Here is a 24,719-nt window from a genome sequence, read left to right as displayed (position 1 = left end):
GAATAAGCCTTCGTCGGTGAGCCGGGCGATTTCGGTGTGGACGGTGTCGCTGGTGCCGACTTCGACGCCGAGATGGTTGAGGGTGCCACCATGGCCGGGGTTTTCCAGCAGCACAAGCTTGAGGGGCGGTTCGACGACTGCGAAGTTGGCGTAGCCGGGTTTCACTTTGGCTGGCTCGGTGTTGAACAGTTTGGAGTAGAACGTGATTGCCTCGTCGAGGTCATCGACGTTGAGGGCCAGTTGAACACGCGACATGGTGATTCCTTTCTCGGTGACGCAGGATTTAGGTCGGGATGAGTTCTGCGATTAGGGCTTGGACTCGGTTGGCGATGTCGTCGCGGATGGCGCGGACCGTGTCGAGTGGTTGGCCGGCGGGATCGGGCAATTTCCAATCCCGGTAGGACACCCCGGGGAAGTAGGGGCAGGTGTCACCACAGCCCATAGTGATCACGACGTCGCTGGATTGCACCGCGTCGCCGTCAAGGATCTTCGGGGTCGCGGCGGTGATGTCGACGCCGAGTTCGGCCATCGCCGCGACAGCGACGGGGTTGATCTGGTCGGCGGGTTCGGTTCCCGCGGAACGAACCTCGATGCGATCTCCGACCAGATGGGTCAGCAGCCCGGCGGCCATCTGCGATCGGCCTGCGTTGTGGACGCAGACGAACAGGACACTGGGTTTGTCGGCCATTAGCAGCCACTCCGTACGGATTGACCTATGGAGGCTGCGGGAAAGACTCGCGCGCGCAGGGCCAGCGACACGTACACCAACCCCACCAGCACGGGGACTTCGATCAGCGGGCCCACGACGCCGGCCAGGGCTTGACCGGACGTGGCGCCGTAGGTGGCGATCGCCACGGCGATAGCGAGTTCGAAGTTGTTGCCAGCGGCGGTGAATGCCAGCGTTGCGGTGCGGGCATACCCCAGCCGCAGCCCCACCCCGAGGGCGTATCCGCCGGCCCACATGATCGCGAAGTAGGCCAGCAGCGGCAGCGCGATGCGGGCGACATCCCAAGGACTGGTAGTGATCTGGTGGCCTTGCAGGGCAAACAGGATGACGATCGTGAATAACAAGCCGTAGAGAGCCCACGGCCCGACACGCGGCAGGAACCGCTCTTCGTACCAGACACGGCCCTTGGCTTTCTCGCCGATGCGACGAGACAGGTATCCGGCAGCCAGGGGGATGCCCAGGAAGATGAGCACGGATTTAGCGATCTGCCACGGCGACACGTCGATGCCAGTTTGGGCCAGGTGAAGCCAGCCGGGCAGCACCGACAGGTAGAACCAGCCCAGGACCGCGAACATGACGACCTGGAACAGGGAGTTGAGGGCGACCAGGACGGCGGCGGCCTCGCGGTCCCCGCACGCGAGGTCGTTCCAAATGATGACCATGGCAATGCAGCGGGCCAGCCCGACGATGATCAGCCCGGTGCGGTACTCGGGCTGATCCGCCAACAGCAACCAAGCCAGCGTGAACATCACCGCTGGCCCCACCAGCCAGTTCAACACCAGCGAAGACACCATGAGTTTGCGATCGGCGGTGACCTCACCAAGCTGGTCGTAGCGGACCTTGGCTAGCACTGGATACATCATCACCAGCAGGCCAACCGCGATCGGGAGCGAAATCCCGTCGACCTCAACGGCACTTAACACCCCGCCGAGGCCGGGAATCGAACGACCTAGCAGCAGACCGGCGCCCATTGCGACCCCGATCCACACCGGCAGAAACCGATCCAGTGTGGAAAGCCTGGCCGCCAAAACATCCGTTGTGCGGGTCGAGGTCATGGGCAGCACTGCTGCGATGTCTCGATGACCCGGTCATTGACATTTAGCACCGACGAAAGCTGTTGCAGCACAGCGGGAATCACCCAGTAATAGACCCAAGTTCCGCGTCGCTCGCAGTCCAGCAGCCCGGCCGAACGCAGCATCTTGAGGTGATGGGAGATCGTCGGCTGCGAGACATCAAAGCTTGACGAAATCTCACACACGCACGCCTGACCACCCGGATGGCTGGCGATCAAGCTCAACAGCCGCAGCCGCACCGGATCACCCAGCGCCTTGAACATCGCCGCCAGCGCGACAGCCTGCGGCTCGCCCAAGGCGGCCACCCCCAAACCCGGGCAACACCCCACCATGGGTTGATTCGACACTCTTCTATATAAACAGATATCGAATTAAGATGCTAGGCGACAGGGAAAGTGGACTGACCCAATCCAAATGATGGGCACAGCGAAGAAAGGTGTGACCGTGACAGAACAGCTGCCACCGGCCGTGGGCCGGCGTCACCTTCTCGGGACCTCGATGTCCGCAGCCGGTGTTATCGCCCTAGCGGCATGCGGCAGCGCGCCACCCAAGCCCAGCGCAGCCCAGCCCGGCCCACCCTCGGACGAGGAGGTGCCAGTCACGCCACCCGAGGATTTGATGCGCGAGCATGGAGTACTCAAGCGCATCTTGCTCGTCTATCGAGAAGGGATCCGCCGCTTGCAGGCCGGCGAGCAGGATCCGGCTCAAGCGCTCAACTCGGGCGCTGGGATTATTCGAAGTTTCATCGAGGACTACCACGAACACCTGGAAGAGCAGTACGTCTTTCCTAAGCTCGAACAGGCAGGCAAACTCACCGACATCACCACCGTGTTGCGTACCCAGCACCAGCGCGGCCGCGTGCTCACGGACCGGGTCCTCGCTGCCACCACCGCAGCGGCTGCGCTCGATCAGCCTGCGCGACAAGCCCTGGTGCAAAACATGTCGGCCTTCATCCGGATGTATGAGCCGCACGAGGCACGCGAAGACACCGTCGTTTTCCCCGCGTTGCGTGACGTGATGCCCGCTAAGGAGTTTCGCGACCTGGCCGAGACCTTCGAAGACGAGGAGCACCGGCGGTTCGGTCAGGCCGGCTTTCAGGGGGTCGTCGATCAAGTCGCCGATATCGAAAAAAGCCTCGGCATCTACGACCTGAGCCAGTTCACCCCGACTCAGTAGGCAGCTCGCCCGCCGCGGAGTGATACTGTGCGGAGCCCTGAGCTGGACTGACGTTGTGGTCCCCACGCCCCTGGACTTGACCCAGCTAACATGGCATCCAGCGCCCCCGTGAGCACACAGCGGCCCACCGATAAATACACCGAAGGAAATGGCTCATGACGAGCACCCAAGCGAGTGCCGCTATCGGGCTGGCTAGTTCGGGTGACGTGGCGCCATGACGATCACAGCGCTCGGTGTTCCTCTGGTAGCGCGCCGTGCTGAGGGCTCCGCGACCGCGCCCCCGTCGACGGGTCCGTTGGTGGACAGCTACGGCCGCCACGCGACTGATCTGCGGGTGTCCCTGACCGACCGCTGCAATCTACGCTGCACCTACTGCATGCCCGCCGAGGGTCTGCCGTGGTCGCCCGCCGACCAGCTGCTGCACCCCGACGAAATCATCAGGCTGGTGCGCTTAGCCGTGGCCCGGCTAGGCATAACCAGGGTGCGGTTCACCGGTGGAGAACCGTTGCTGGCCAAGCACCTTGACGACATTATCGTCGCCACGGCCGCGCTGCGGCCGCGGCCGGAGCTCGCGCTTACCACCAACGCAGTTTTGTTGGCCGACCGTGCCGAGGCGTTGGCGCGGGCCGGCCTGAACCGGGTGAACGTGTCGTTGGACAGCGTGGATCAGCGGCATTTCGCGGCGATCACCCGCCGTGACCGGCTGGCCGATGTGCTGGCCGGCCTGGCCGCCGCGCACGCCGCGGGTCTGCGACCGGTGAAGGTGAATGCCGTGCTGGACCCGCTCACCGGCCTCGACGATGCGGTGTCGCTGGTGCGGTTCTGCCTCGGCCACGACTACCAGTTGCGGATCATCGAGCAGATGCCGCTGGATGCCGGACACGAATGGCGCCGCGAGGCTACGGTCACCGCGGACCAAGTGCTGGCGCAGCTACGACGTCATTCGTTCACGCTGGAACCCGATCGGGCGCCGCGGGGCTCGGCGGCAGCCGAGTTGTGGCGCATCACCGACCGAAAGACTGGACGCACCGGCAAGGTCGGAATCATCGCGTCGGTGTCGCAACCCTTCTGCTCGAGCTGTGACCGCACCCGGTTGACCGCCGACGGGCAGCTCCGCAGTTGCCTGTTCGCCAACGAGGAGACCGACCTGCGGGGGCTGCTGCGCAGCGGCGCCGACGACACCGCGATCGAGGCGGCGTGGCGGACGACGATGTGGGGCAAACCAGCGGGTCACGGCATCAACGACCCGAACTTCGTCCAGCCGGCGCGGCCGATGAGCGCGATTGGCGGCTGACGTGACGGCTGAGACGATCACCGTGCGGTATTTCGCGGCGGCGCGTGCTGCCGCAGGATCCGATTCCGAGCGGCTGACCATACGTTCCGGTGCCACGGTTGCCGAGCTGGTCGACGGGCTGGGGGGCCGCAGCCAGGAACTCGCCCGCGTGCTGGTCCGGTGCTCTTTTCTATGCGACGGTGTGGCGGTTCGGGACCAAGCTCACCTGCTGCAGGCGGGGAACACGATCGACGTGCTGCCGCCGTTCGCCGGAGGATAGACAGCGGCGTCCTCACTTAGGCCGAGCCCACCCACTCGTCGGTTCCGTCGGCGAAGATTTGGCGTTTCCACACCGGCAACCGCTCCTTGATGGCGTCCACCAGCTCCGCGCAGGTGGCGAATGCCGCCTGGCGATGGTCGGCGGCGACCGCGGCGACCAACGCCGCTTCGCCGATCTGGAGTACGCCGATCCGGTGGCTGGCCGCAATGGCCCGCGTCCCAGCGGACTGCGCGGCGACGTCGGCCACCACTTCGGCGAGGACATCGGCGGCCGACGGATGCGCGGAGTATTCCAGCTTCACCACGCGGCGTCCGTTGTCGTGGTCGCGGATCATGCCGACGAACCCCACAACGGCTCCCGCCGCCTGATGGCTCACCAGTTCCTGATGTTCGGCGAGCGAAATCGGCTGATCGGTCAGCGCCGCACGCACGACCAGACACTCCACAGAGACCAACTATATTTAGTGATTCCATGCGGTCGGTCGAGGAGCATCAACGCGTTGTTGTCGGGCTGATTGCTGCCCGGCCCGCCATCGCCGCCGAACTGGCCGACGCCGAGGGCCGGGTTGTGTCCGACGATGTGACCGCGACGGTGTCGCTGCCGGTTTTCGACAACTCCGCAATGGACGGTTACGCGGTGCGTGCCGACGAAATAGCATCAGCGGCCTCGGACCATCCGGTGAAATTGCCTGTGGCCGAAGATATTCCGGCCGGTCGCATCGACATCCCCAGGCTCGAGCCGGGGACGGCCCATCGCATCATGACCGGAGCGCCGATCCCGGCCGGAGCGACGGCCGTAGTGCCCGTCGAGGCCACCGACGGGCGGACCGATGTGGTGACGATCAACGCGCCCAGCGCCGAGGGGCGCCACATCCGCCGCGCCGGCGAGGACGTCGCCGCCGGCACCATCGTGTTGCGAGCCGGGCAGGTGGTCACGCCGGCGGTGGTTGGACTGGCCGCGGCACTGGGGCTGTACCAGCTGCCGGTGATCCCGCCGCAGCGGGTCCTGGTGATTTCCACCGGATCGGAGCTGGTGTCGCCGGGTACGCCGCTGCGGCCGGGGCAGATTTACGAATCCAACTCGGTCATGCTGGCCGCCGCCCTCCGGGAGACCTGTGCCGAGGTGGTCGCGGCCGCGACAGTGAGTGATGACGTCGCCCAGTTCACCGCAGTGCTGGACCGATACGCTGCAGAGTCGGATCTGATCATCACCAGCGGCGGCATCAGCGCAGGTGCCTACGAGGTGGTCAAGGACGCGTTCGGCCGAGTCGGCGATCAGGGCGTGGAGTTCGTCAAGGTGGCGATGCAGCCGGGCATGCCGCAGGGCACCGGCCGGGTGGCGGGCACGCCCATCGTCACCCTGCCCGGTAATCCGGTCAGTGCGCTGGTGTGCTTCGAGGTGTTCATCCGTCCGGCGCTGCGCTCAGCCATGGGGCTGTCGGCTCCCGAACGGCCGCGCCGATCCGCCGTGCTGACCGAGACGTTGACCTCATCGGCCGGTAAGCGCCAGTTTCGCCGCGGAATTTTCGATGCCTCCGCCGGCACCGCGGTCAGCCACGGCCCGCCGGGGTCACACCATGTGCGGTTTCTGGCGTCGGCGAACTGCCTGCTCGACATTCCGGCAGAGGTCACGGAACTGGCAGCTGGTTCGCAGGTGCAGATTTGGGATCTCAGCTAGCGCGGACCTGTCAGAATGGCACGCGTGGCTGATGCGGGTCCGCTTTCGCACATCGACGATCAGGGCGCGGCTCACATGGTCGACGTCACCGAGAAGGCCGCCTCCAAACGCACCGCAGTTGCCGCAGGCTCGCTGCGGACCTCCGCGCAGGTGGTGCAGTTGATCGCGGAGGGCGGACTGGCCAAGGGCGATGCACTGGCCACCGCGCGGGTTGCCGGAATTCTGGCCGCCAAACGCACCAGCGACCTGATTCCGTTGTGTCATCAGTTGGCCTTGACCGGCGTCGACGTCGATTTCACCGTCGGTGAGACGGACGTCGACATCACCGTGACGGTCCGCAGCACCGATCGCACCGGGGTGGAGATGGAGGCGCTGACCGCGGTGAGCGTTGCGGCCCTCACGCTGTACGACATGATCAAAGCGGTGGACCCGGCTGCGCGCATCGACGACATTCGGGTGATACGGAAGGATGGCGGCCGGCACGGGTCGTGGGTGCGGTGTTAGCAGACCGGTCCGCGCACATCATCATCGCCTCGACCCGCGCGGCGGCCGGGGTCTACCACGATCGATGCGGGCCGCTAATCTCCGAATGGCTTGCGCAGCGTGGCTTCTCGTCGGCAGAGCCGGTGCTGGTCGGTGACGGCGGACCGGTGGGCCAGGCGCTACGCGACGCCATCGCCGACGGTGTCGACGTGGTGATCACCTCCGGTGGCACCGGCATTTCGCCGACCGACGACACCCCGGCCCAGACCACGGCGGTGCTCGACTACGAGATTCCCGGGCTGGCCGACGCCATCCGGCGTTCCGGTTTACCGAAGGTGCCGACGTCGGTGCTTTCCCGTGGCGTCTGCGGGGTGGCCGGGCGGACCCTGGTGGTCAACCTGCCGGGTTCACCGGGCGGGGTGCGCGACGGTCTCGGGGTGCTTGCCGACGTGCTGGACCACGCGCTGGACCAAATCGCCGGTAAAGACCACCCCCGATAAACCAAATCAGAAGTGCCCCAACGAGGGCGACGGCGAGGTTGCTGAGAAAACCGGTGATCCCGACCGCGAGGGCCAGCGCCCAATGCCACGGTCCCCGCAGGTCTTTGAGCAGGGCGATGTGCAGCAAGCCGGCGACGGTCAGCAGGCCTGCCAGAATCGGCACCGGGAACCCGGCCAGCGCAGCGGTCAGCGTCGCTCCGGTCGCGAGCGCAAGCGCGATCAGCACGCTGCCCAACATGATGGGTGCCCCACCGCTGCGGGCACCGAAGCTGCGATGCGCGGTCATCCCCCCGGCGCCGTGACACACCGGCATGCCGCTGATCGCGCCGGCGAAAAGGTTGGCCAAACCGAGAGTGATTGCCAGCCGCCCTGGCCGCACCCGGCGGGCGGCATCGCCGAAGTAGGCGCGGGCCGTGTCCGCGGTGGCCAAACACGAGTTGGCGAAGGACAACGGCAACTGGGGCAGCACCAGGGCGACAGCCGCGGCGGAGAACGCGGCCCAACCCAGGTGCGGGGTGTGCACCGCCGACGGGCCGAGGCGGAACGAGCCGTGGAAGGTCAACACCATCGCCACTAGGGCAATCACCAGGAAGACCAGGGTGATCTGGTGGCGCCGCAACAACAATGCCGCAGCGATCACGACCACGGTGACAATCCCCAGCCACCAGATCGAGTGCCGGTGGTCGGTGAACGCCTTCGGCGGCGCGGACACCAGTTTCCAGGCCAACTGACAAAACAGCAGTCCCACCGAGAGCTGGATCCCCCGAATGATCGGTTGCGGGAACACTTTTGCGACCCAATCCAACAGACCCGATGCCCCGAGCGTCAGAAAGATGACGCCCATCAGCAGGGCACCCGCGGCGATGTCGTCGGCGCCGAAACCGTGCGCGATCGCGATCGCTCCGAAGGCCTTCAACGGCTGTACCGGCACCGGAAGCCGGTACACCAGGCCGGCCACCACGTACAACAGTCCGGCCGGCAGCAGCACCGCCGTCGGCATGAGACCGTTCTTCACGATCAGTGCCACCGCGATCGGCACCAGCACTCCCAGATCGCCTACCGCTCCGGCCAATTCGGCCCGGTCGAACCGAAACGAGCCCTCACCCGACTTCGGCAGCTCATCGACAACAGTCATCGGAATTCCGCGATCACCTTGGCGAAGGTCTCGGCGTGGTGTTCCTGCACGGTGACGGATGTCAGCCCGTAGGTTTCGCGGTAGCCGCGCAACGTGTCGGCGATGTCGCGGGGCGATCCGCTCAGCACGGCGGGCAGTGCCAGCAACTGCTCGTCGGACAGGTCGGGCGCATACCTCCGGGTCATCGACAGGTCGGGTTTCCCGGAACTGTCTGACACGCCGGTGATCGCCAGGTTCAACTGGAGATCGGCAAACCGGTCACCGGCGGCGGCGCGGACTAACTCGATGCGTTCGGCGAGCGCATCGCCGGCTCCGCGGTCGTTGGCACCCGTCAGGCCGATGATGTCGGCATGCTGGGCTGCGATCGTCAGCAATCGATTTCCGTTGCCGGCGATCAGGATTGGCACGCTGGGCAGGTGCTTCTTCAAGTAAGTGGTGACGTGCTCGAGGTAGTCGACGCGTTGCCCGGCGCTCGGGTACGGCAGCTCGGCGGCCTCGAATTCCTCCCGCACGTAACCCGCGCCGAGGCCCAGTTCGAGGCGGCCGTCGCTCAGGTCATTCACGGCCGCCGCATCGCGAGCCAGCAGGGCCGGCTTGTAGAAGCACGCGTTGAGCACATAGGTCCCCACCCGCACGGCGGAGGTGGCCGCCGCGATCGCGGTCAGCACCGGAAACGGTGCCGGCGCACCGATGTGGTCGGGCAGGTAAAGGGCGTCGAATCCGGCATCCTCCAAACGTCTTGCCTTGTCCCGCAGCGCCGCGCTTGATTTCGCGCTGTGAATGCCTATCGAAAACCGAAAGGCGCGAGACGTCTGTGCGGCCATCACCCAACTCCGATCGTGTTGTTATGCGGAATGCGATTTCCAGGACCGCGCGGCAGCGGCCAGGCCCTGCACCAGAGCAGAAGTCACCGGCGACAAGCCGTCGTCGCCGGGGAGTGGACTGCGTGGGCTGATGCCCCTGACTCGCGTCGGCAATTCCAGCTGGGTTCCGCCGTCGCGGGTCATGTTGACCGGGTTGCGCGGATGCAGCCCGCGTAGCTCGAGCGGGATCCGGTCGATGTCGGTGACGACCTGATAGCCGGGCAGGTCGAGGTGGCCGGCCACGTGAGCGGCCAACGCGCGGTTGCTGCCTCCGGCCAACAGTTGCGTGCCGCGGCCGATCCGCCCGTATCCGTGCAGCGAGATCGCGATGTCGACGTTGTCGAGGAACTCCGCGAGTCGGGCCGATTCACCCACGCGGAAGCGAGCCGACGACAAGTGGTGTGGATAGCGGTCGGGGTGTCGCACCAGATACACCGACGCGTCGGCCGCGTCGGCGGCCCGTTCGGCGATCACGTCGGTCATCTCCTCCAGGCCGCCACCGTGAATGGCGAGAAAGCCGAAGCGCGACCGCAGCCGGCTTACCTCGACCACCCCGGCCTCGGACAGCAACTCGGAAAGCGACTGTGGCGCGGGCGTTGTAGGCCGCGACCGTGGCCGAGGCCAACGCGCAGGGTCCCATCGGCGCAGAAAGTCGATCCAGCGCTGCGGCAACCCGTGATGCAATGCCCCGTCGATGATGCGTTCGAGGTAACCCGGTCGCGGCGCACCCGGATTCACCCGGTGGTCGATATAGACCCAGGCTTTCGACGGACCGTCGTCGGTGTGCACGGTCAGCTGGTCACGCCGGTAGCGCAGCGGCACGCCCTCGGCGCTGTCCAAGGTGGCCATGTCGCGATCGGAGAGCTGCCAGACGACCCCGTGCACATGAGTGCCGTTGAACGGCTCGACGGTGGCCACGCCGCGCTGATTGATCAGCCAGTCGTGGTCGGCCAGCACCGCCCGCCGGGGACTGGTGGCATCGGGGCAACGTTGCGCCATCTGCCGCACGCACAGGTTTGACCCGTACGCAAAGTAGGTATGACGGCCCGCCGGCATCACGGCTTCGATGTTAGCGGGGCGAATTAAACGGGCCATCACCCGTCGCATGCGCTGGTCATGGGGTTCGGATGGCACGAACCGGCCGAGTCCCCGTTCGGTCAAGTCCCCCAACAACTCTTGGGCGGCGACACCGACACGGTGATCTGATCGGGTAATGACCGCAAGGTTAATTCCGGCGCGTCACGCTGTTGGCGTCGGCGTTTCGGTGCAAGGATTATTTGATGGACGCTTCGGTGGGCGACACCACGCGAGACCGGGACACGATCGAACGGGAATTGCGATTGCTGGTCAGCGTTCGTAGTGCTTACCGCAAACGGGGTGGGGCTCTCCCGTCGATAACTCAGATGGATGCCCTGTTGGACGAACTCCTCGAGCTGCGCCCCACGATAACGCCGAAGGCCAAGGCCAACCGCGCTATGCCGACCCGCTCACGGTGAGGTACATCAGCACTGCCCATTAGCAAGCGTCATCCTTGACCTGCGGCTCCGGTGGCCGCGCGTTCAAAAAGAAATCGCAACATAGCCGTATCATCGCTACCTGCGAATGCGCGTAGCGTTCAACTTGGCGCGGCAATTTTTGCCGTCGGGGTTCCGAAAGAAGAAAATGAACAAAGCATTTGCCGCCGCTGCGGCAGCAGCCCTGGCCTTTGGATCCATCTCGCCGCTCGGGCCTAACCAGTGCCTGCCTGCGACTTTTTTTGCGTGCATGGCAATCCCAAACCCCCCGCCAGCTCAAGGTCCAGCTCGCGCGCCAGCAGCGCCTCCGCCCGCGCCAGCAGCACCTACACCGGACGCGCCTGCGCCGCCCAACGCGCCTTAATGAACACCCCCGCTCGGCGACACTGACGACTTAGGCGGGAATGTGAGCCAGGGCATTAGCCCGCCACAGTAAGACAGATCAGCACTGCGTTGAGCAGACTGATCGTCACGCCGAGCACCCACCCAATGGCGGTCGTGATGCGGTGATTCGCGTCGATTCCCATGAGCGCGTGGTTGCTGGTCAACCGAACCAGCGGAAGCAGCGCGAACGGAATGCCGAACGAGAGCACGACCTGCGACAGCACCAACGTTCGGGTCGGGTTGAAACCCAGGGCAAGAATCAATAGCGCGGGCGCCAGCGTCACCAGCCGGCGCACCAGCATCGGAACCGACCGGTGCAACAACCCCTGCATGATCATCGCGCCGGCGTAGGCCCCCACCGACGCCGACGCCAAACCCGAAACGAGTAGTCCGACCGCGAAGAACACCGCGATCGTGGGGCTCACGGTGTCGCGCACAGCGGCGTAAGCGCCCTCGATGGAACCGGTGCGGCCGCGCTCCCGCATGTTGAGCGCTGCCATCAGCAGCATGGCGGCATTCACCCCGCCGGCCACCACCATCGCCAGCGCGACGTCCAACCGGGTGACGCGCAGTAGCCGACGCCGCCGCGGGCCCGGTTCGGGATGGCCGTGCCGGTCGCGAGCCAAACCGGAATGCAGATACACCGCATGTGGCATGACCGTCGCGCCCAGGATGGCGGCGGCCAGCAGCACGCTCTCCGTCCCGCGGAACCGCGGGACCAGCCCGCCGATCACCGCATCGGGAGGCGGCGTTGCGACAAAGAAACTGGCCGTGAAGCCGATCGCAATGACGAGCAGTAATCCGGTGATGATCCGTTCGAACAACTGCTGTCCGCGTTGGTCCTGGATTCTCAGCAGAAGCAGCGACACCGCCCCGGTGATCAGCCCGCCGATCAGCAGCGGCAGGTGAAACAGGATGCGCAGAGCGATCGCCCCACCGACCACCTCGGCAACGTCGGTGGCCATCGCGACGACCTCGGCCTGCGCCCAAAAAGCCAGCCGGGCTCGCCGGCTCAGCTGCGCACCAATTGCTTCCGGCAGCGATCGCCCGGTGACCAGCCCGAGCTTCGCCGACAGATATTGCACGAGGCCGGCCATCACGTTGGCAATGACGATGACCCACAGCAGCAAAAAGCCGAACTGTGCGCCGGCGCTGACGTTGGCGGCGACATTGCCCGGGTCGACATAGGCGATCGCGGCGACGAATGCGGGGCCGAGTAGATACCAGCCCGTTTTGAGCGGGGCCCGGGTCTCCTGCGTCACCTAACTCACTTTCAACCTACGAATAAGAAAGTTAGGTTAGCCGAAACGTTCAGCCCGCGGTGTAAAGGCCACGGCCGGTGACCAGCGGCAGGTCTAGCGTGGTCCGGATTCCGGGCGGGGCGGCCACCACCGCGGGGATGGCGTTGACGACGCGCATCGCGGTGGCCACCAGGCCCGCGTGGTTGTGGTCGCCCTTGCGGCTGCTCAAGCAGACGTCGACGCCGTACGACGGTTCGCCGGTGATCTCGATGCGGTAGGACCCGCCGGCCTGGGCCGGTTGCGGCCAGTCCGGGCAGAGGTCATCCCGCAGTCGGGTGACATGTTCCAGCACGACGATGGGATCGCCGTCGACCAATCCGAGGACCTCGAATCGCAGCGCAGCGGCGCTGCCCTTGGGAATATGTCCGGAGGCGATATCGAAGTCCTCGGGCGCTGGTTCGCGCACATACATCTCTTCGACGGCGTCAAGTTCGAGACCCAACCCGGCGGCAAGCTGCCGCACTACCGATCCCCAGGCCAGGCTCAGCACGCCCGGTTGCAGCAGCATCGGGATCTCGTCGATCGGTTTGCCGAACCCCATCACGTCGAACATGACCGTCGCGCTGTCGTAGGTGGCGTAGTCAACGATCTCCATGCAGCGGATCTGCTGGATGTTCTGGCAGGTGCCCGCCAGCGCCAGCGGTAGCAGGTCGTTGGCGAACCCGGGATCGATGCCGTTGACGAACAGGCTCGAATTGCCCTCCCGCGCAGCATCTTCGATGGGTGCGAGCATCTCTTGTGGAAGCACCTGCCAAGGGTATTGCAGGAAGACCGCGCTGCTGCCGACGACGTTGACCCCGGCGGCCAGGATGCGCCGGTAATCGTCGAGGGCGTCGGGCAACCGGTTGTCGGCCATCGCGGTATAGACCGCGCATTGCGGGTTGGTGGCGAGCACCGCGTCCAGGTCGGTGGTCGCGATGATGCCGGTCGAATCCTTCAGTCCGGCAAGCTCTCCGGCGTCTTTACCGGCTTTGGATTCCGACGATACCCATACCCCGGTGAGCTCGAACCCCGGGTTGGTGACCAATGCCCGCAACGCATGGACACCGACGTTGCCGGTGCCGATCTGGGCGACGCGAATGGCCATGGTCACAGGTCCGGGATCGGTAGGTCGAGATTGGGGAAGGTGATGCCACCGTCGACTTCGAGCACCTTGCCGGTGAGATAGGCACCCGCCGGTGACGCCAAATACACCGCGGCGGCAGCGATCTCGTCAGGCTCGCCGAGACGGCGCATCGGTGTCGCCTTCTCCATCGGCGCGCGCAGTTCGTCGTTGGATGCGACGATGTCCAGTGCCGAGGTGGCGATCGAGCCCGGTGCTATCGCGTTGACCCGGATTCGCGGGCACAGGTCCAGCGCGGCCAGCCGGGTGTAGTGGGCGAGGGCTGCCTTGGCGGTGCCGTAGGCGGCGAAACCGCGGCCGGCCACCCGTCCCATCGTCGAGGTGATGTTGATGATGCTGCCGCCGCCGGAATGCTCAAGCATCAGCGGCGCCGCGGCGGTGGTCAACGCGTGCGCGGTGGCGACGTTGAAGGTGAACGCGGCTTTGAGGTCCCTTGTCGACGTGCTCAACAGGGCGTTGGGCATGGTGCCGCCGACGTTGTTGACCACGATGTCCAGCCGTCCGAAGGCTTCGACGGCCTGGCCGGCGAGTTCCGCGGTCGCCTCGGGGTGGGCCAGGTCCGCGGTGACGACGTGGGCCCGACGTCCGGCGGCGCGGACCTGATCGGCAACGGCCTCTAGCTCGGATTGGGTGCGCGAGGCAATGACAACGTCGGCGCCGACCTCAGCGAAGGCCAGTGCGATGGCCGCGCCGAGTCCGCGCCCGCCACCGGTGACGACGGCGACGTTGTCGTCGAGTCGGAATTTGTCCAGGATCACGGGCGCCACCGTAACAAGGCAGCAGCAGTCTCGGAACCCGATTTCTGAAACACGTTCTAGTTTTCTTGCGCCGCGACAGCCTTTGTCAGAAGCCCGCGCTACGATCGAATGTATGTTCGAGTTGCTGGAGTTATCGGCCACGAGCGAGTCGGCTGTGCTGCTCGATCAGGTGTGCGCGGCGGCGAGAACCGAAGCGCAGGCCACGGCGCGGCGCCTCAACGCGGTCGCCGACCTGATGCGGCTGCGGGATCGCCAGTACGGCGATTGCGCGGAGTGGGTCGCCGACCTGTGGGACGCGATCACCGCCGAACTGGCTGCGGCCCTGCGGGTCAGCCGGGCGCTGGCGTCGAGCTACATGTCCGATGCGGAAGTCATGCGCGAGCGGTTGCCCAAAGTGGGGCAATGTCTGGAGGTCGGGGACATCAACTACGCGATGTTCCGTGTGATCGCCGACCGCACGGCGCTGATCACCGACGAGAAGGCCCTGGCTGCAGTCGATGCACAGGTGGCGATGCGCGCCCCGCGCTGGCCGTCGCTTACCCGGGGCAATCTGGCGTTGCGGGTTGATGCCATCGTGGCCGAAGTCGATCGTGACGCGATCCGCCGGACCAACAAAGAGGTCAAAACCCGCTACCTGAATGTGTCGGAATCGGCACCGGGTATCGCCGAGGTGTATGGCAATGTGTTCGCCAGCACTGGCCGAGCGCTGGATCGTCGCTTAGCTGAGCTCGCGGGCACGGTGTGTGAGGCCGATCCGCGGACGAAGGCGCAGCGGCGCGCCGATGCGTTGGGCGCCTTGGTCGCCGGCGCCGACCGGTTGATCTGTACCTGCGGGGATTCGGACTGCGCGGAGACGCGGGGCCGCATGCGAAACCGCAATGTGGTGATCCATGTGGTCGCCGAACAGGCCAGTGTTGACGGCAACGGAACCACGCCGGGGTACATGGCCGGCGCGGACGGGCTTATTCCGCCCGAGGTTGTCGCCGAATTGGCCAAGTCAGCAACGCTGCGGCCGTTGACCTTTCCGTTAGCTGCCGAGCCGCACTACATCCCGTCAGCGAAACTGGCCGAGTTTGTTCGATGCCGGGATCTGACCTGCCGTGCGCCCGGTTGCGATCAGCCTGCGGTGTATTGCGACATCGACCACACCATTCCCTATGCCGACGGTGGGCGCACCCACCCGTCCAACTTGAAGTGTGTATGCCGCAAACACCATTTACTCAAGACGTTTTGGGGGTGGCGGGACAAACAGCTGGCCGACGGTACGGTCATCTGGACGCTGCCTTCGGGGCAGACCTATGTCACCAGCCCCGGCAGTGCAATCCTCTTTCCGGCGATGACGGTACCGACCGGCGAATTGTCCGAACCCACAACGAATTCCAGCGACCGCTGTGGTGAACGCACCGCCATGATGCCCATCCGACGACGCACTCGCGCTCAGCAGCGATCGCAGCGCGTCTCCGCAGAGCGCAATCGCAACCGTAACGACAGGCTGGCCCGACAACGCGCCTACGCGCATGCTCGCGCTGCACCATTCGGAGATCCCGACGAACCACCGCCGTTCTAGGCGGGCGCGGTATTCGGGCCGCCGTCCAGATGCGGCGTGAAGCCGAACTTCAGGCTGCACCTCACAGCGGATCGATAATTGCCGCCAAGCCTGGGGCTAAAAGCGACACCCAATATTTAGGGATGTCAACACCCATCGACCACCAGTGGCATGGAATCAATTCAGGCCACGGTCGGTGTCAACGTCGCCGTGTAATGCAAGCGATTTTCGTCGGGGCCGCGGCGGCCATCGCGATGGCCGCGCTCTGTGACGCCGCACCGCTGGGTAAGGGTGAAACCACGGTCGCATCGGGGTCAGTGCGCCTGGTCGATCAGGCCACTGACTTCCCGGCCCCGACGCCGGGGCTGCCGCTGCCGCCAGGGGCGGCGTTGCCGCCGGGGACGGTGTTGCTGCCGGGCGGGATGCCGGTGCCGCCGATGCCGCAGGGGACGGTGTTGCCGCAAGGGGCGGTGGTGCTGCCAGGCGGGCCGGACTTGCCGCCGCTGCCGTCGCCCGTGGACTTGTCGCAGTTGGAGGCGCCGGACGTGCAGCAGGTGTGGGCGAGGATGTTGCAGCTGTCGGCGTCACCGCCGCCGAACGTGCCGAACGAGGTCTGCCGGTTCAATACGGTCAGGGTCCCCTGTTGAACAGGCGCCTCGAGATCAGTGCTGCGGCACCTCGATGTCGGAGACAAGTACACGTACGCCGCCGGTGGAGAGTCGTGCCATGGCGGCGAAGAACTCGCCTGCTTGCGGTGTGGTCACCGCGGTACTGACGGCAGCGTAATCCGAGTAGTACAGGTCGATCATGCGGTAAGCAGGCGTCGGACTACCATCTTCTTTCGGCCAGACCTTCGATGCCTCGAGCCGGAGATATCCCGGTATCCGTCGAGCGGCCTCCAGTTGCTCCGATTCATAGGCGGCTTCGAAGGCGGCCGGGTCGATGGGGTTGTCATAGATGACCGTGATCTTGGTTTCGGACAATGGATTTCCCTCGCGTCGCTGATAAATTTGAGCCGGTGTTGAGCGCCCGGGCGGGCGCGGCGGTAGTAGTTCGGTGCCTCAATTGCCCGCGCCTCCTATGGCCGCGGCCGACGGCACGACCCTACCCTCTGACCCCTTCGTGCTGCGGGGGGATTTGGTGCGCGGTACGACCCGCCTACGCTCGCCCGGCAGGGTGATGCGCCGCACGTTGAACGCTATTGCGCTCGACACCTTAAAGTGCGGATTTGCACCATCGTCTGGTCGACGGTGCGAGCGCTAACACGATGGTGGCAAGCGGGAACACCACGAGGGGCGGCCACGCCATGTCAGCGATCGCGTCGCTGGCCGGGAAAAATGCTTGGACGACGAGCATGGCGATGTTGGTGCCACAGCCGATGACGATAAGAAGCCGACCCACCAGTTTGCGCGCCAAGAGCAGTGTCGCGCCCGACAGCAACATAACCACGGTCAACGCCAAGGCGGCTGCGTTAAACCATGACCTGGCCTGATCCGAAAGGTTCGGCTGCGCCCTCGTGTAGCCGATCCAGCGCACAGCGTCGCTGATAGCGAGCGCCCATAGTAGGCCGCCCAATATCGCCAGGACCGCCGCGATTACAGCGGTTGCAGCACTCACCGCCGACTTGGCACCATCATGTGGATTCGTCATCACGCTCCCGGCCTAGGCGCTGCCCGTGGCGCAAGTCTATAGTTTGCTAGCAACGCGGGACCCAGAACGACGTTTGTAATGATTGGCCCGATTTCGGTTCGAACAAGTGGTCATTGCCAGGACCCTCACTCGGTCGGCGTCACCTGAGCAGGTGGCCTAAATCGCTGATTTCCTTGCGGTAGTGGAGCGTTCGCCAGCGCGGCTAGGCACCATTCAGGAGCTGGCAGACGTCGAGCAGTCCTCGAGAGGGGGTCTCAAAAAAGTCCAGGATGATGATGTTGGCGCCCGCGCCCCGCCATTCTCGTGCAGCCATCGAGATAACCTCGGGATTATAGAGTTTGGCCGCCTCCCGAAGACTGCCCGGATGCGACGACAGACTTATTAGTTGTTCACTTGGGGTGATCTGTCCCTGGGAAACGTAGAACCGGTTGAGGTCTCGCTCTGGCTGCGACCTGATGTGGTCGAGCACGCCAGTTGCGTTGTCCTGATCGGGCCACAGCGAGATGATTTGGCTGGACTCGCACGGAGGGTAGTTTTCTGCCTCCGAGCACCAGACGTCCGTACGCCCAGACGCTGCGATGGCGGCGGAAGAAGAGAAGAGCAGAATCAACCGCGCCGTGCCGACGGGATCGTGCTGCAGGATCTCATTGACAGTGTTGCTCGGGCCAAGCGTCGGGGGACCCTGGACCAGGCGGCCATCAAGAATCTCGGCGATGAAATCAATGAGAGCGACTTGGGACTCGATGGTTTCCATCCCGTAGAGATGGTTAACGTCGAGGATGATCAGCTCGCCGGCGTACTGCTGAGTGAACATCACGACCTGATGCAACGCGTCGTCCAAAGTCCCGCACACTAGGACGTGGCCGAGCACATAAGTGGAATCCACCAACGAGACCCGAAGATCCAGGTAGCGGATCCCCGCGTGCAGCTGATCGCTGACGCTCAGATCCTGAGCCTGTGACCACCCCAACATCAATGGCCTAGCGCTAATTCGCCGCTGCTCCGCCACACTGTCCACCGTTTTGACGACTCGAGCGCGAGCACCCTCGTTATACGGGTCAAGCGCCGATTGCGTTGTCATCCCATAGGTGCCGGAATCGTGCGTGCCTGGCAGCGCGACCCGACATAGCGGCACATCGCCGATCTGCTGCAGCATGTTGGCCATCCAGGTTGCGCTTGCGGCCTTCGCCGCTGCCGGTGGCGCTACCAGGGCGCTCAGGCCGAGAGCACCAGGGACAGCAGCGGCATATTTGAGCAGATCACGGCGCGAAAGTGGCATCCAACCGCCCACTCCCACATTTTGCCGCATCGCCACAACCTAACCTGCAAACGCCGTGTTCACCCCCGACTCGCACGGCGGGCACAGTCGCTGGCGCATAGCCCACTAGGACTTTGAGCCCGTCTTGGCGGCAACCTTCTTGGCCGGTGCCTTTTTGGCGGCAACCTTCTTGGCCGGCGCCTTCTTGGCGGGAGTCTTCTTGGCGGGAGTCTTCTTCGCCGGCGCCTTCGCACTGTCCGACCGCGCCTTGACGCTGGCCTCCAGCTTGGCGAGCAGATCGGAGACGTCTTCGCTCTCGTCGAGCTCTTTAGGCTGCTCTTCGGTGGTGAATGCTTCTCCGCCTTCGAGTTTGGCCTGCACCAGCTCGTGCAGCTGCTCCTGGTAGTCGTCGTGATAGCGGTCCGGGTTGAAGTCGTCGGCCATCGACTCGACCACCTGCCCGGCCATCTTGAGTTCGGCCGGTTTGATGTCGACCTTCTTGTCCAGCACCGGGAAGTCGGGGTCGCGGATCTCGTCGGGCCACAACAGCGTGTGGATCACCATCACCTCGCGCTTGCTGAAATCCTTGACCCGCAACGCCGCAAGCCGGGTCTTGTTGCGCAAGGCGAAATGCACGATCGCAACCCGATCGGTGTCGGCCAGCGTCTTGGCCAGCAGCACATAGGATTTGGTGGACTTACCATCCGGCTCGAGGAAGTAGCTGCGGTCGTACATCATCGGGTCCAGCTCGCTGGCCGGGACGAACTCCAACACCTCGATTTCGCGGCTGCGCTCTTCGGGCAGCGTCGCGATGTCGTCGTCGGTGATCACCACCGTCTGGCCATCGTCGGATTCGTATGCGCGCGCGATATCGCGGTACTCGACAACTTCGCCGCATATCTCGCACACGCGCTTGTATCGGATGCGGCCGTTGTCCTTGGCGTGCACCTGATGGAACTTGATGTCGTGGTCCTCGGTTGCGCTGTACACCTTGACCGGGACGTTCACCAGCCCGAAGGAGATCGAGCCCTTCCAGATGGATCGCATACAGTCAGTATGCCCATACGGCCATCCCGATAAGCGCCTAACCACGGGCTTGGGGCGGCCCTCACGATGCGCTTTCAGTCGGGTCGGTCCACTGCGGCCTCCAGCGCCGCCCGGTCCGGCAGGTCAGCACCCGCGCGAGCGACGGTCAGCGCTGACGACAGGCTCGCCGCCTCAAGCGCTGCGGTCAGCGCATCCAGGTCGATCCCGGCAAGCTCGGCGCGTCGCTGCGCGCCCAACAAACCGCGTCCCCACAGCGCGTCGATCAGGCCGGCCATGAACGCGTCACCGGCGCCGACGGTGTCGACGACTTCCACCGGTCGGGCCGGCACCCGCGCTACACCGGCCGCACAGACCGCCATCGCTCCCCGGTCCGCCATTGTCACCGCGACAACGGCCGGACCCAGCGCCAGCCAGGTTTGGGCCATGCGCTCGGGGGGACGGTTGGGGTCGATCCACCGCAGGTCGTCTTCGCTGACTTTTACGATGTCGCTGCGCTCCACGAGATGCTCGATGCGTTGGCGCGCCAGATCTCGGTCGGCGATCAGCGACGGGCGGACGTTGGGGTCGAAAGTGACCGTGGCCGAGACGCGATAGGTGTCGATCAAAGCCGCGACCGCCAAGCATCCCGGGTCCTGCACGGCGGCAATCGATCCGGTGTGCGCGAAAAGCGGCGGTGTCACCATCGGCGTACCGGAAAGCTGCCAATCCAGATCGAACACATAGTCGGCCGACCCGTCTTCGCCGACGGCCAGTCGCGCAGTCGCTGTCCGGCCGGCTACCTGACTTCCCGAAACAAGTTGCACCCCCGCAGCATTGACGTAGTCAGCGATACGCCGACCATGTGGGTCATCGCCGATGCGCGTCAGAAAATCGACGTCGCGGCCCAGCCGGGCCAGTCCGACGGCGACATTGAGTGGGCTGCCGCCGACATGCTCGTCGTCGGTTCGCCCGTCCCGCTCCACAATGTCAATCAGCGACTCGCCGATCACCAGCCCGCGGGTCATCGCAGTAACGCCTCCAGGGTCGCCCGAGCTCCGTTGCGGTGCAACGACTCCAGCGCCCAACGGTATGCCTGCACGAAGCGTGGCTGCTGGGCCAGATCCCCGAACACCGCGGTGCTCTCGATGAACGCAGTGGGATGCTCGTGCTGCGACCGGGCGATCGGCACCAGCGAGTCGGCCAGCTGGTCCACCACCTCGGTCGGCTCACCCCACTCGCTGACGCCCTCGGCGTAGCGAGCCCAGCTCGCCACCGTCGCCGCCGCAAACCGAACCGAGCCATCGCTGGCCAGGTTGTCGCAGATCACCGGCAGCAGCCATTTCGGGATACGGTCCGACGAGTAGGCGCACAGCCGTGCAACCGTGTCGCGCACGCCTGGGTTGGCGAACCGCTCGATCAGCGTGCGGCTGTAGTCATGTAGGTCGATCCCGGGCACGGGTGGCAGCGTTGGGATGGCCTCGAAATCGAAGTAGGACAGCAGGAATTCGGCGAACAACGGATCACGCGCGGCGTCGTGGACAAACTCGAAGCCGCACAGATGCGCGAAGTAGCACAGACACTGATGTCCCGCGTTGAGCAGTCGGAGCTTCATCGACTCGTACGGGCCGACATCGTCGACCAGCAGCACACCCGCCTGCTCCAACGGCGGCCTGCCGTCGGCGAAGTCGTCTTCGAGGACCCAGGCGGTGAACGGCTCGGTCACCACCGGCCACCGGTCGGCGACACCGAAGTCGCGCCGCACCGCCGCGGCCATCTCCAGTGTCGTGGACGGGGTGATCCGGTCCACCATCGAACTCGGGAACCGGACGTGTTCCGCCACCCACCCGGCGAGCGCGGGATCTCGTTGTTCGGCATGCGCGAGGATGGCGCCCCGTGCGATCGCACCGTTGCCCTCGATGTTGTCGCACGACACGATCGTCGGTGCGGCGATTCCGCGACCGCGACGCCTGGCCAGAGCCTCGGTGATCAACGCGAACGCGGGCCCGTCTGGGTCGCGGTAACCGCCCTCGGTGATGGTCAGCGAGATAATCCGAGTGGATGCGGCGGCCAGCAACTCCAACGCGGCCTCCGGATCGTCGGGCGCATAGCGATAGTCGATGATCGAACCGATCACTTGTGCGTCCCGGCTGCCGTCGGGGTTCTCCAGGATCAGGGTGTACAGCCCGTCCTGGTCACGCAGGACGTCGCGCATCGTCCAATCGCCGGGCATCACCCCTACCCCGCAGATGCCCCACTCGCGCGCCAAGCCCCGCTGCAGCAATCGGTCGATGTACATGGCCTGATGCGCCCGGTGGAAGTGACCGGCCCCGATATGTGCGATACCGACGCTGACGCTGTCGCGGTCATAGCTCGGCGTAGCGATCGGCAGCCTTGTTAGCGCTGCGTTGTTCACGTTCATCGCGCTCGCCACCATTGGCCAACTCCTCCCCGGGCCACAGCCCGGATCGACTCGCATCGTTATCGGGGCCGTAGCACCTCTTGACGGTACGACGTTGGGGGCGTTAGCCCGCCGACAGTGCAGCCGATGCCTACGTTAGCGAGGAATCTGCACCTGTCACGGTCGATAACATGAGGACGTCAGCGAGAGCGCGCCACGAATCGGTTATCGCGGCTGCGCCGGCATCAATCAACTCCGCACGGCGGCAATCCCGTTCGTCGGTCGGCACGAACATCACGTTACCGACGGTGACGTAGCCGGCCGCGACCGCGGAGGTAACGCCCGCCACGGAATCTTCGATGGCCAGGCCCTGGTCGGCGTCGACGCCCAGCACCTGGCCGGAATGCAGATACACCGCCGGGTCGGGTTTGCTCGTCGGCACGGGAAGGGAATCTTCCGCGCTGAAGCGCACAGCCGCCGGGATGAGCGAATCGAGTCCGGTGGCGGCAAAACAGGCATCCAGCCGCTTGGCGGCGCTGGAGCTGACCGCCGCCAATGCATACCGCGACGCGAGGGCCTCCAATGGCGCAAGCACCTCTGGGTCGGGTTTTAGGGTGGCGGCCAGATGCGCGGTGACCCGTTTGCGTTCTTGGCGCACCCACTGCTCGAGTTCGTCGGCGCACAACGCGCGACCGCTCGCGGCGTCGCTGTCTGAAGCCACAACCGCGGCGGGACGGCCACGTGCCAGCGTCCGGTCGACGGGCACCTCGCACAACACCGCCAGATCGATAGCGGTGCTGCGGAAGTTTTTGCCGACCGCCTGCCTGCGCAAATCCTCGGCGCTCAGGGGAGCGCTTACGCCGAACCTGGCCAGGAAGCGATTGGTCACCTCGACCGAGGCGGCGAATGCCGGTCTCTCGGAAGGGAAGAGGTTGTCATCAGCGTCACAAAGCAAGGTGGTGATCAGTGCAGGGTCGAACGGACGCACAACTCTTATTTGAAAGCCTGTTCCGTGGTTCATCACGACACCAACTCCCGCGCATCCTCCTGCAACGCTCGACGCAGTGTGGGCAGCACACCGTGCTCATCGATGCTCGCAACCATATCGCCGAGGCGCTCCGCAAAGCCGGGAACCGTCCGTAACTCGGCGAACATTTCATGCCCCACCAACGGATCGGGGTTGTTGCCTGCCATGGTGGCCAACCTAGTCAGCGGTATCGCCTGCGAGTCTTCGAGGCGGAGTTTGCGCCCCTTGAGGTCGTGACCGTGCATGTAACGCGCCCATCCGGCAACGGCCAGCATCAGCAGGGTGTGCGGTCTGCCTTGCGCGATCGCTTCCTGCAGAGAGGGCAAAACAAACGACTGTATTTTGCTCGATCCCCGGCGAGCCAGCCGCGACAACTGGTCGCTCATCCGGGGATTGCTCAGCCGGGCGAGCAACGTTTGGCGATAGCCGGGTGTGTTCATGCCGGGCACCGCCGGTAGCAGCGGCTGAATCTCCTCACGCATGAGCTGCTCGACGTAATCGAAGATGACGCGGTCCTTCATCGCCTCGTCGGTGCGCTGGTAGCCGGCCAGCGTGGCAAGACACGCGAGCGCGATGTGGGTTCCGTTGAGCAGGCGTGTCTTGACCAGCTTGTGGTCGCTGACATCGGATACGAACTGGGCGCCGACCTCATGCAGCGGCGGGCGGCCGTTGCTGAAGGTGTCCTCGATGACCCATTGGCAATACGGTTCGGTCAGCACCGGCCACTTGTCGGCGACGCCAAATGTCTGCTCGACGAACTGGCGCTCCGAGTTCGAGGTCTGCGGGGTGATGCGGTCGACCATGGTCGACGGGAATGCCACATGTGTGTCGATCCAGCGGGCCAGCCCGGGGTCTTTTAACGCGGCGAACGACACCAGCGCGGTCCGCGCCGCCTGCGTGTTGTCGGCAATGTTGTCGCAGCAGACCACGGTGAATGGGGCAATACCGGCGCGGCGGCGCTGGTCGAGTGCTTCGGCCAGGTAGGCCCACGCGGTGGCAAAGCAATCCGACACCGCAAGATCGGCACGCACGTCGGGGTTGTCAGCGTCGAACTCACCGGTAGTCGGATTGAGAAAGTAACCGTTGTTGGTGACCGTCAGGCTGACCACGCGAGTTTGGGGATCAGCCAGAGCGGCGCGGACCGCGGCGCCGTCGTTCGGCGCGTAGTGCAGGGAGCCGATCGAGCCGACCACGCGGGCGGTTTGGCGGTCGTGGCCGCGTTGCACAACGGTGTAGAGCCCATCTTGGGCGGACAGCACATCTTTGACGTCGGGCGAGTGAAGACTGACGCCGGTGACCCCCCACTCGTTGGAAATGCCCAAGCAGGCAAGGTCATCGAAGTAAACGGCTTGGTGCGCGCGGTGAAAGTTACCCGCGCCGATGTGAACTACGCCACGTTGAAGGGCCGACCGGTCGTAAGTTGGCACGTCAATGCGCCGTGAATGCAGTCGCAGCGTCGCATTGCTTAACGGAACGCCGGCCGAACGGCGCGAGGGAGCTATAGGAATCACAATGGGCATTTTCGTCTGTGCCCCACGGGTTCGCCC

At 65.1% G+C, this 24,719-nt stretch carries 26 protein-coding genes and 1 pseudogene; 9 read left to right on the top strand and 18 right to left on the bottom strand.

The window, feature by feature from the left end:
- The 3 genes and pseudogenes from VNW74_RS26595 to VNW74_RS26585 all read right to left on the bottom strand — a co-directional run.
- On the bottom strand, positions 1 to 255 hold a 255-nt coding region (locus VNW74_RS26595), incomplete at its 3' end, for an ArsI/CadI family heavy metal resistance metalloenzyme (protein WP_325682407.1).
- Between the two features lie 28 nt (positions 256 to 283).
- Positions 284 to 1,788 (bottom strand): annotated as a pseudogene (gene arsB / locus VNW74_RS26590) (ACR3 family arsenite efflux transporter).
- Entirely contained in the window at positions 1,779 to 2,147 is a 369-nt protein-coding gene (locus tag VNW74_RS26585) for an ArsR/SmtB family transcription factor (RefSeq protein ID WP_414686784.1), read from the bottom strand. The pseudogene arsB and the gene VNW74_RS26585 overlap by 10 nt, the downstream one beginning before the upstream one ends.
- Positions 2,148 to 2,214: 67 nt before the next feature.
- On the opposite strand from VNW74_RS26585, the gene VNW74_RS26580 reads away from it, so the two are divergent.
- From VNW74_RS26580 to VNW74_RS26570, 3 genes are all read left to right on the top strand, one after another.
- Positions 2,215 to 2,976 carry a hemerythrin domain-containing protein gene (locus VNW74_RS26580; RefSeq protein ID WP_414686783.1) on the top strand — a complete coding sequence of 254 codons (762 nt, stop codon included), beginning with the start codon at positions 2,215 to 2,217 and terminating at the stop codon, positions 2,974 to 2,976.
- A 214-nt stretch (positions 2,977 to 3,190) separates the two neighbouring features.
- Positions 3,191 to 4,270: a GTP 3',8-cyclase MoaA gene (moaA, locus tag VNW74_RS26575; protein ID WP_325682405.1), complete on the top strand. Its 1,080-nt coding sequence runs from the start codon at positions 3,191 to 3,193 to the stop codon at positions 4,268 to 4,270.
- 1 nt (position 4,271) lies between these two features.
- Positions 4,272 to 4,529, top strand: coding sequence for a MoaD/ThiS family protein (locus tag VNW74_RS26570; RefSeq protein ID WP_325682403.1), 258 nt, complete (start codon positions 4,272 to 4,274; stop codon positions 4,527 to 4,529).
- A gap of 16 nt (positions 4,530 to 4,545) precedes the next feature.
- Here the strand turns inward: VNW74_RS26570 and VNW74_RS26565 are convergent, their stop codons facing one another.
- A complete protein-coding gene (locus VNW74_RS26565) occupies positions 4,546 to 4,965 on the bottom strand; it encodes a molybdenum cofactor biosynthesis protein MoaE (protein ID WP_325682418.1) in 420 nt (139 codons plus the stop codon).
- Positions 4,966 to 5,000: 35 nt separating this feature from the next.
- On the opposite strand from VNW74_RS26565, the gene glp reads away from it, so the two are divergent.
- The 3 genes from glp to VNW74_RS26550 are packed head-to-tail and all read left to right on the top strand — an operon-like array spanning position 5,001 to position 7,189.
- Positions 5,001 to 6,206 carry a gephyrin-like molybdotransferase Glp gene (glp, locus tag VNW74_RS26560; protein WP_325682401.1) on the top strand — a complete coding sequence of 402 codons (1,206 nt, stop codon included), beginning with the start codon at positions 5,001 to 5,003 and terminating at the stop codon, positions 6,204 to 6,206.
- Between the two features lie 15 nt (positions 6,207 to 6,221).
- The gene (gene moaC / locus VNW74_RS26555; protein WP_325682399.1) at positions 6,222 to 6,710 is read left to right on the top strand and encodes a cyclic pyranopterin monophosphate synthase MoaC; all 489 of its coding nucleotides are present in this window, start codon (positions 6,222 to 6,224) and stop codon (positions 6,708 to 6,710) included.
- Positions 6,704 to 7,189, top strand: a complete 486-nt coding sequence (locus VNW74_RS26550) for a MogA/MoaB family molybdenum cofactor biosynthesis protein (protein WP_414686787.1) — start codon at positions 6,704 to 6,706, stop codon at positions 7,187 to 7,189. Before moaC ends, VNW74_RS26550 begins: the two co-directional genes overlap by 7 nt.
- On the opposite strand, the gene VNW74_RS26545 is transcribed toward VNW74_RS26550, so the two are convergent.
- The 3 genes from VNW74_RS26545 to VNW74_RS26535 are packed head-to-tail and all read right to left on the bottom strand — an operon-like array spanning position 7,083 to position 10,243.
- Positions 7,083 to 8,324 (bottom strand): putative sulfate/molybdate transporter, encoded by a 1,242-nt coding sequence (locus VNW74_RS26545; RefSeq protein WP_325682396.1) that lies wholly within the window; start codon positions 8,322 to 8,324, stop codon positions 7,083 to 7,085. The two genes, VNW74_RS26550 and VNW74_RS26545, sit on opposite strands and share 107 nt — an antisense overlap.
- The gene (locus VNW74_RS26540) at positions 8,321 to 9,148 is read right to left on the bottom strand and encodes an LLM class F420-dependent oxidoreductase (protein WP_325682394.1); all 828 of its coding nucleotides are present in this window, start codon (positions 9,146 to 9,148) and stop codon (positions 8,321 to 8,323) included. Before VNW74_RS26540 ends, VNW74_RS26545 begins: the two co-directional genes overlap by 4 nt.
- A gap of 21 nt (positions 9,149 to 9,169) precedes the next feature.
- A complete protein-coding gene (locus VNW74_RS26535; RefSeq protein ID WP_325682416.1) occupies positions 9,170 to 10,243 on the bottom strand; it encodes a poly-gamma-glutamate hydrolase family protein in 1,074 nt (357 codons plus the stop codon).
- 224 nt (positions 10,244 to 10,467) lie between these two features.
- Here VNW74_RS26535 and VNW74_RS26530 point away from each other — a divergent pair, with 224 nt between their 5' ends.
- Complete coding sequence (locus VNW74_RS26530) at positions 10,468 to 10,683, top strand: hypothetical protein (protein WP_325682392.1); 216 nt, start codon at positions 10,468 to 10,470, stop codon at positions 10,681 to 10,683.
- A gap of 437 nt (positions 10,684 to 11,120) precedes the next feature.
- Here VNW74_RS26530 and VNW74_RS26525 read toward each other — a convergent pair whose 3' ends face one another.
- Genes VNW74_RS26525 through VNW74_RS26515 form a run of 3 tightly spaced genes read right to left on the bottom strand, consistent with a single transcriptional unit; the run spans position 11,121 to position 14,267 of the window.
- A complete protein-coding gene (locus tag VNW74_RS26525) occupies positions 11,121 to 12,347 on the bottom strand; it encodes an Nramp family divalent metal transporter (protein WP_325682391.1) in 1,227 nt (408 codons plus the stop codon).
- Between the two features lie 49 nt (positions 12,348 to 12,396).
- Positions 12,397 to 13,473, bottom strand: coding sequence for a diacylglycerol kinase (locus tag VNW74_RS26520; RefSeq protein ID WP_325682389.1), 1,077 nt, complete (start codon positions 13,471 to 13,473; stop codon positions 12,397 to 12,399).
- Positions 13,474 to 13,475: 2 nt separating this feature from the next.
- Complete coding sequence (locus tag VNW74_RS26515; RefSeq protein WP_325682387.1) at positions 13,476 to 14,267, bottom strand: SDR family oxidoreductase; 792 nt, start codon at positions 14,265 to 14,267, stop codon at positions 13,476 to 13,478.
- A 112-nt stretch (positions 14,268 to 14,379) separates the two neighbouring features.
- Between VNW74_RS26515 and VNW74_RS26510 the strand changes: the two genes are divergently transcribed.
- Positions 14,380 to 15,834 carry an HNH endonuclease signature motif containing protein gene (locus VNW74_RS26510; protein WP_325682385.1) on the top strand — a complete coding sequence of 485 codons (1,455 nt, stop codon included), beginning with the start codon at positions 14,380 to 14,382 and terminating at the stop codon, positions 15,832 to 15,834.
- Positions 15,835 to 16,028: 194 nt separating this feature from the next.
- Complete coding sequence (locus tag VNW74_RS26505; RefSeq protein ID WP_325682383.1) at positions 16,029 to 16,460, top strand: hypothetical protein; 432 nt, start codon at positions 16,029 to 16,031, stop codon at positions 16,458 to 16,460.
- A gap of 15 nt (positions 16,461 to 16,475) precedes the next feature.
- Here VNW74_RS26505 and VNW74_RS26500 read toward each other — a convergent pair whose 3' ends face one another.
- The 8 genes from VNW74_RS26500 to VNW74_RS26465 all read right to left on the bottom strand — a co-directional run bounded on the left by VNW74_RS26500 (position 16,476) and on the right by VNW74_RS26465 (position 24,692).
- Entirely contained in the window at positions 16,476 to 16,796 is a 321-nt protein-coding gene (locus VNW74_RS26500; protein WP_325682381.1) for an EthD family reductase, read from the bottom strand.
- 232 nt (positions 16,797 to 17,028) lie between these two features.
- A complete protein-coding gene (locus VNW74_RS26495) occupies positions 17,029 to 17,430 on the bottom strand; it encodes a hypothetical protein (protein WP_325682379.1) in 402 nt (133 codons plus the stop codon).
- A gap of 235 nt (positions 17,431 to 17,665) precedes the next feature.
- Positions 17,666 to 18,772: a phosphatidylinositol-specific phospholipase C domain-containing protein gene (locus tag VNW74_RS26490; RefSeq protein ID WP_325682414.1), complete on the bottom strand. Its 1,107-nt coding sequence runs from the start codon at positions 18,770 to 18,772 to the stop codon at positions 17,666 to 17,668.
- 75 nt (positions 18,773 to 18,847) lie between these two features.
- The gene (locus tag VNW74_RS26485; protein WP_325682377.1) at positions 18,848 to 19,768 is read right to left on the bottom strand and encodes a Ku protein; all 921 of its coding nucleotides are present in this window, start codon (positions 19,766 to 19,768) and stop codon (positions 18,848 to 18,850) included.
- 74 nt (positions 19,769 to 19,842) lie between these two features.
- Positions 19,843 to 20,772: a carbohydrate kinase gene (locus tag VNW74_RS26480; RefSeq protein WP_325682374.1), complete on the bottom strand. Its 930-nt coding sequence runs from the start codon at positions 20,770 to 20,772 to the stop codon at positions 19,843 to 19,845.
- Positions 20,769 to 22,166 carry a mannitol dehydrogenase family protein gene (locus tag VNW74_RS26475; protein ID WP_414686786.1) on the bottom strand — a complete coding sequence of 466 codons (1,398 nt, stop codon included), beginning with the start codon at positions 22,164 to 22,166 and terminating at the stop codon, positions 20,769 to 20,771. Before VNW74_RS26475 ends, VNW74_RS26480 begins: the two co-directional genes overlap by 4 nt.
- Before the next feature lie 130 nt (positions 22,167 to 22,296).
- Complete coding sequence (locus VNW74_RS26470) at positions 22,297 to 23,166, bottom strand: HAD-IA family hydrolase (protein ID WP_325682370.1); 870 nt, start codon at positions 23,164 to 23,166, stop codon at positions 22,297 to 22,299.
- Positions 23,166 to 24,692, bottom strand: a complete 1,527-nt coding sequence (locus tag VNW74_RS26465) for a mannitol dehydrogenase family protein (RefSeq protein WP_325682368.1) — start codon at positions 24,690 to 24,692, stop codon at positions 23,166 to 23,168. Before VNW74_RS26465 ends, VNW74_RS26470 begins: the two co-directional genes overlap by 1 nt.
- Positions 24,693 to 24,719: the final 27 nt, after the last annotated feature.

It is taken from the genome of Mycobacterium sp. (assembly GCF_035570115.1).
Classification (GTDB): Bacteria; Actinomycetota; Actinomycetes; order Mycobacteriales; family Mycobacteriaceae; genus Mycobacterium.
This window is presented reverse-complemented; position numbering and strand designations above follow the sequence as displayed.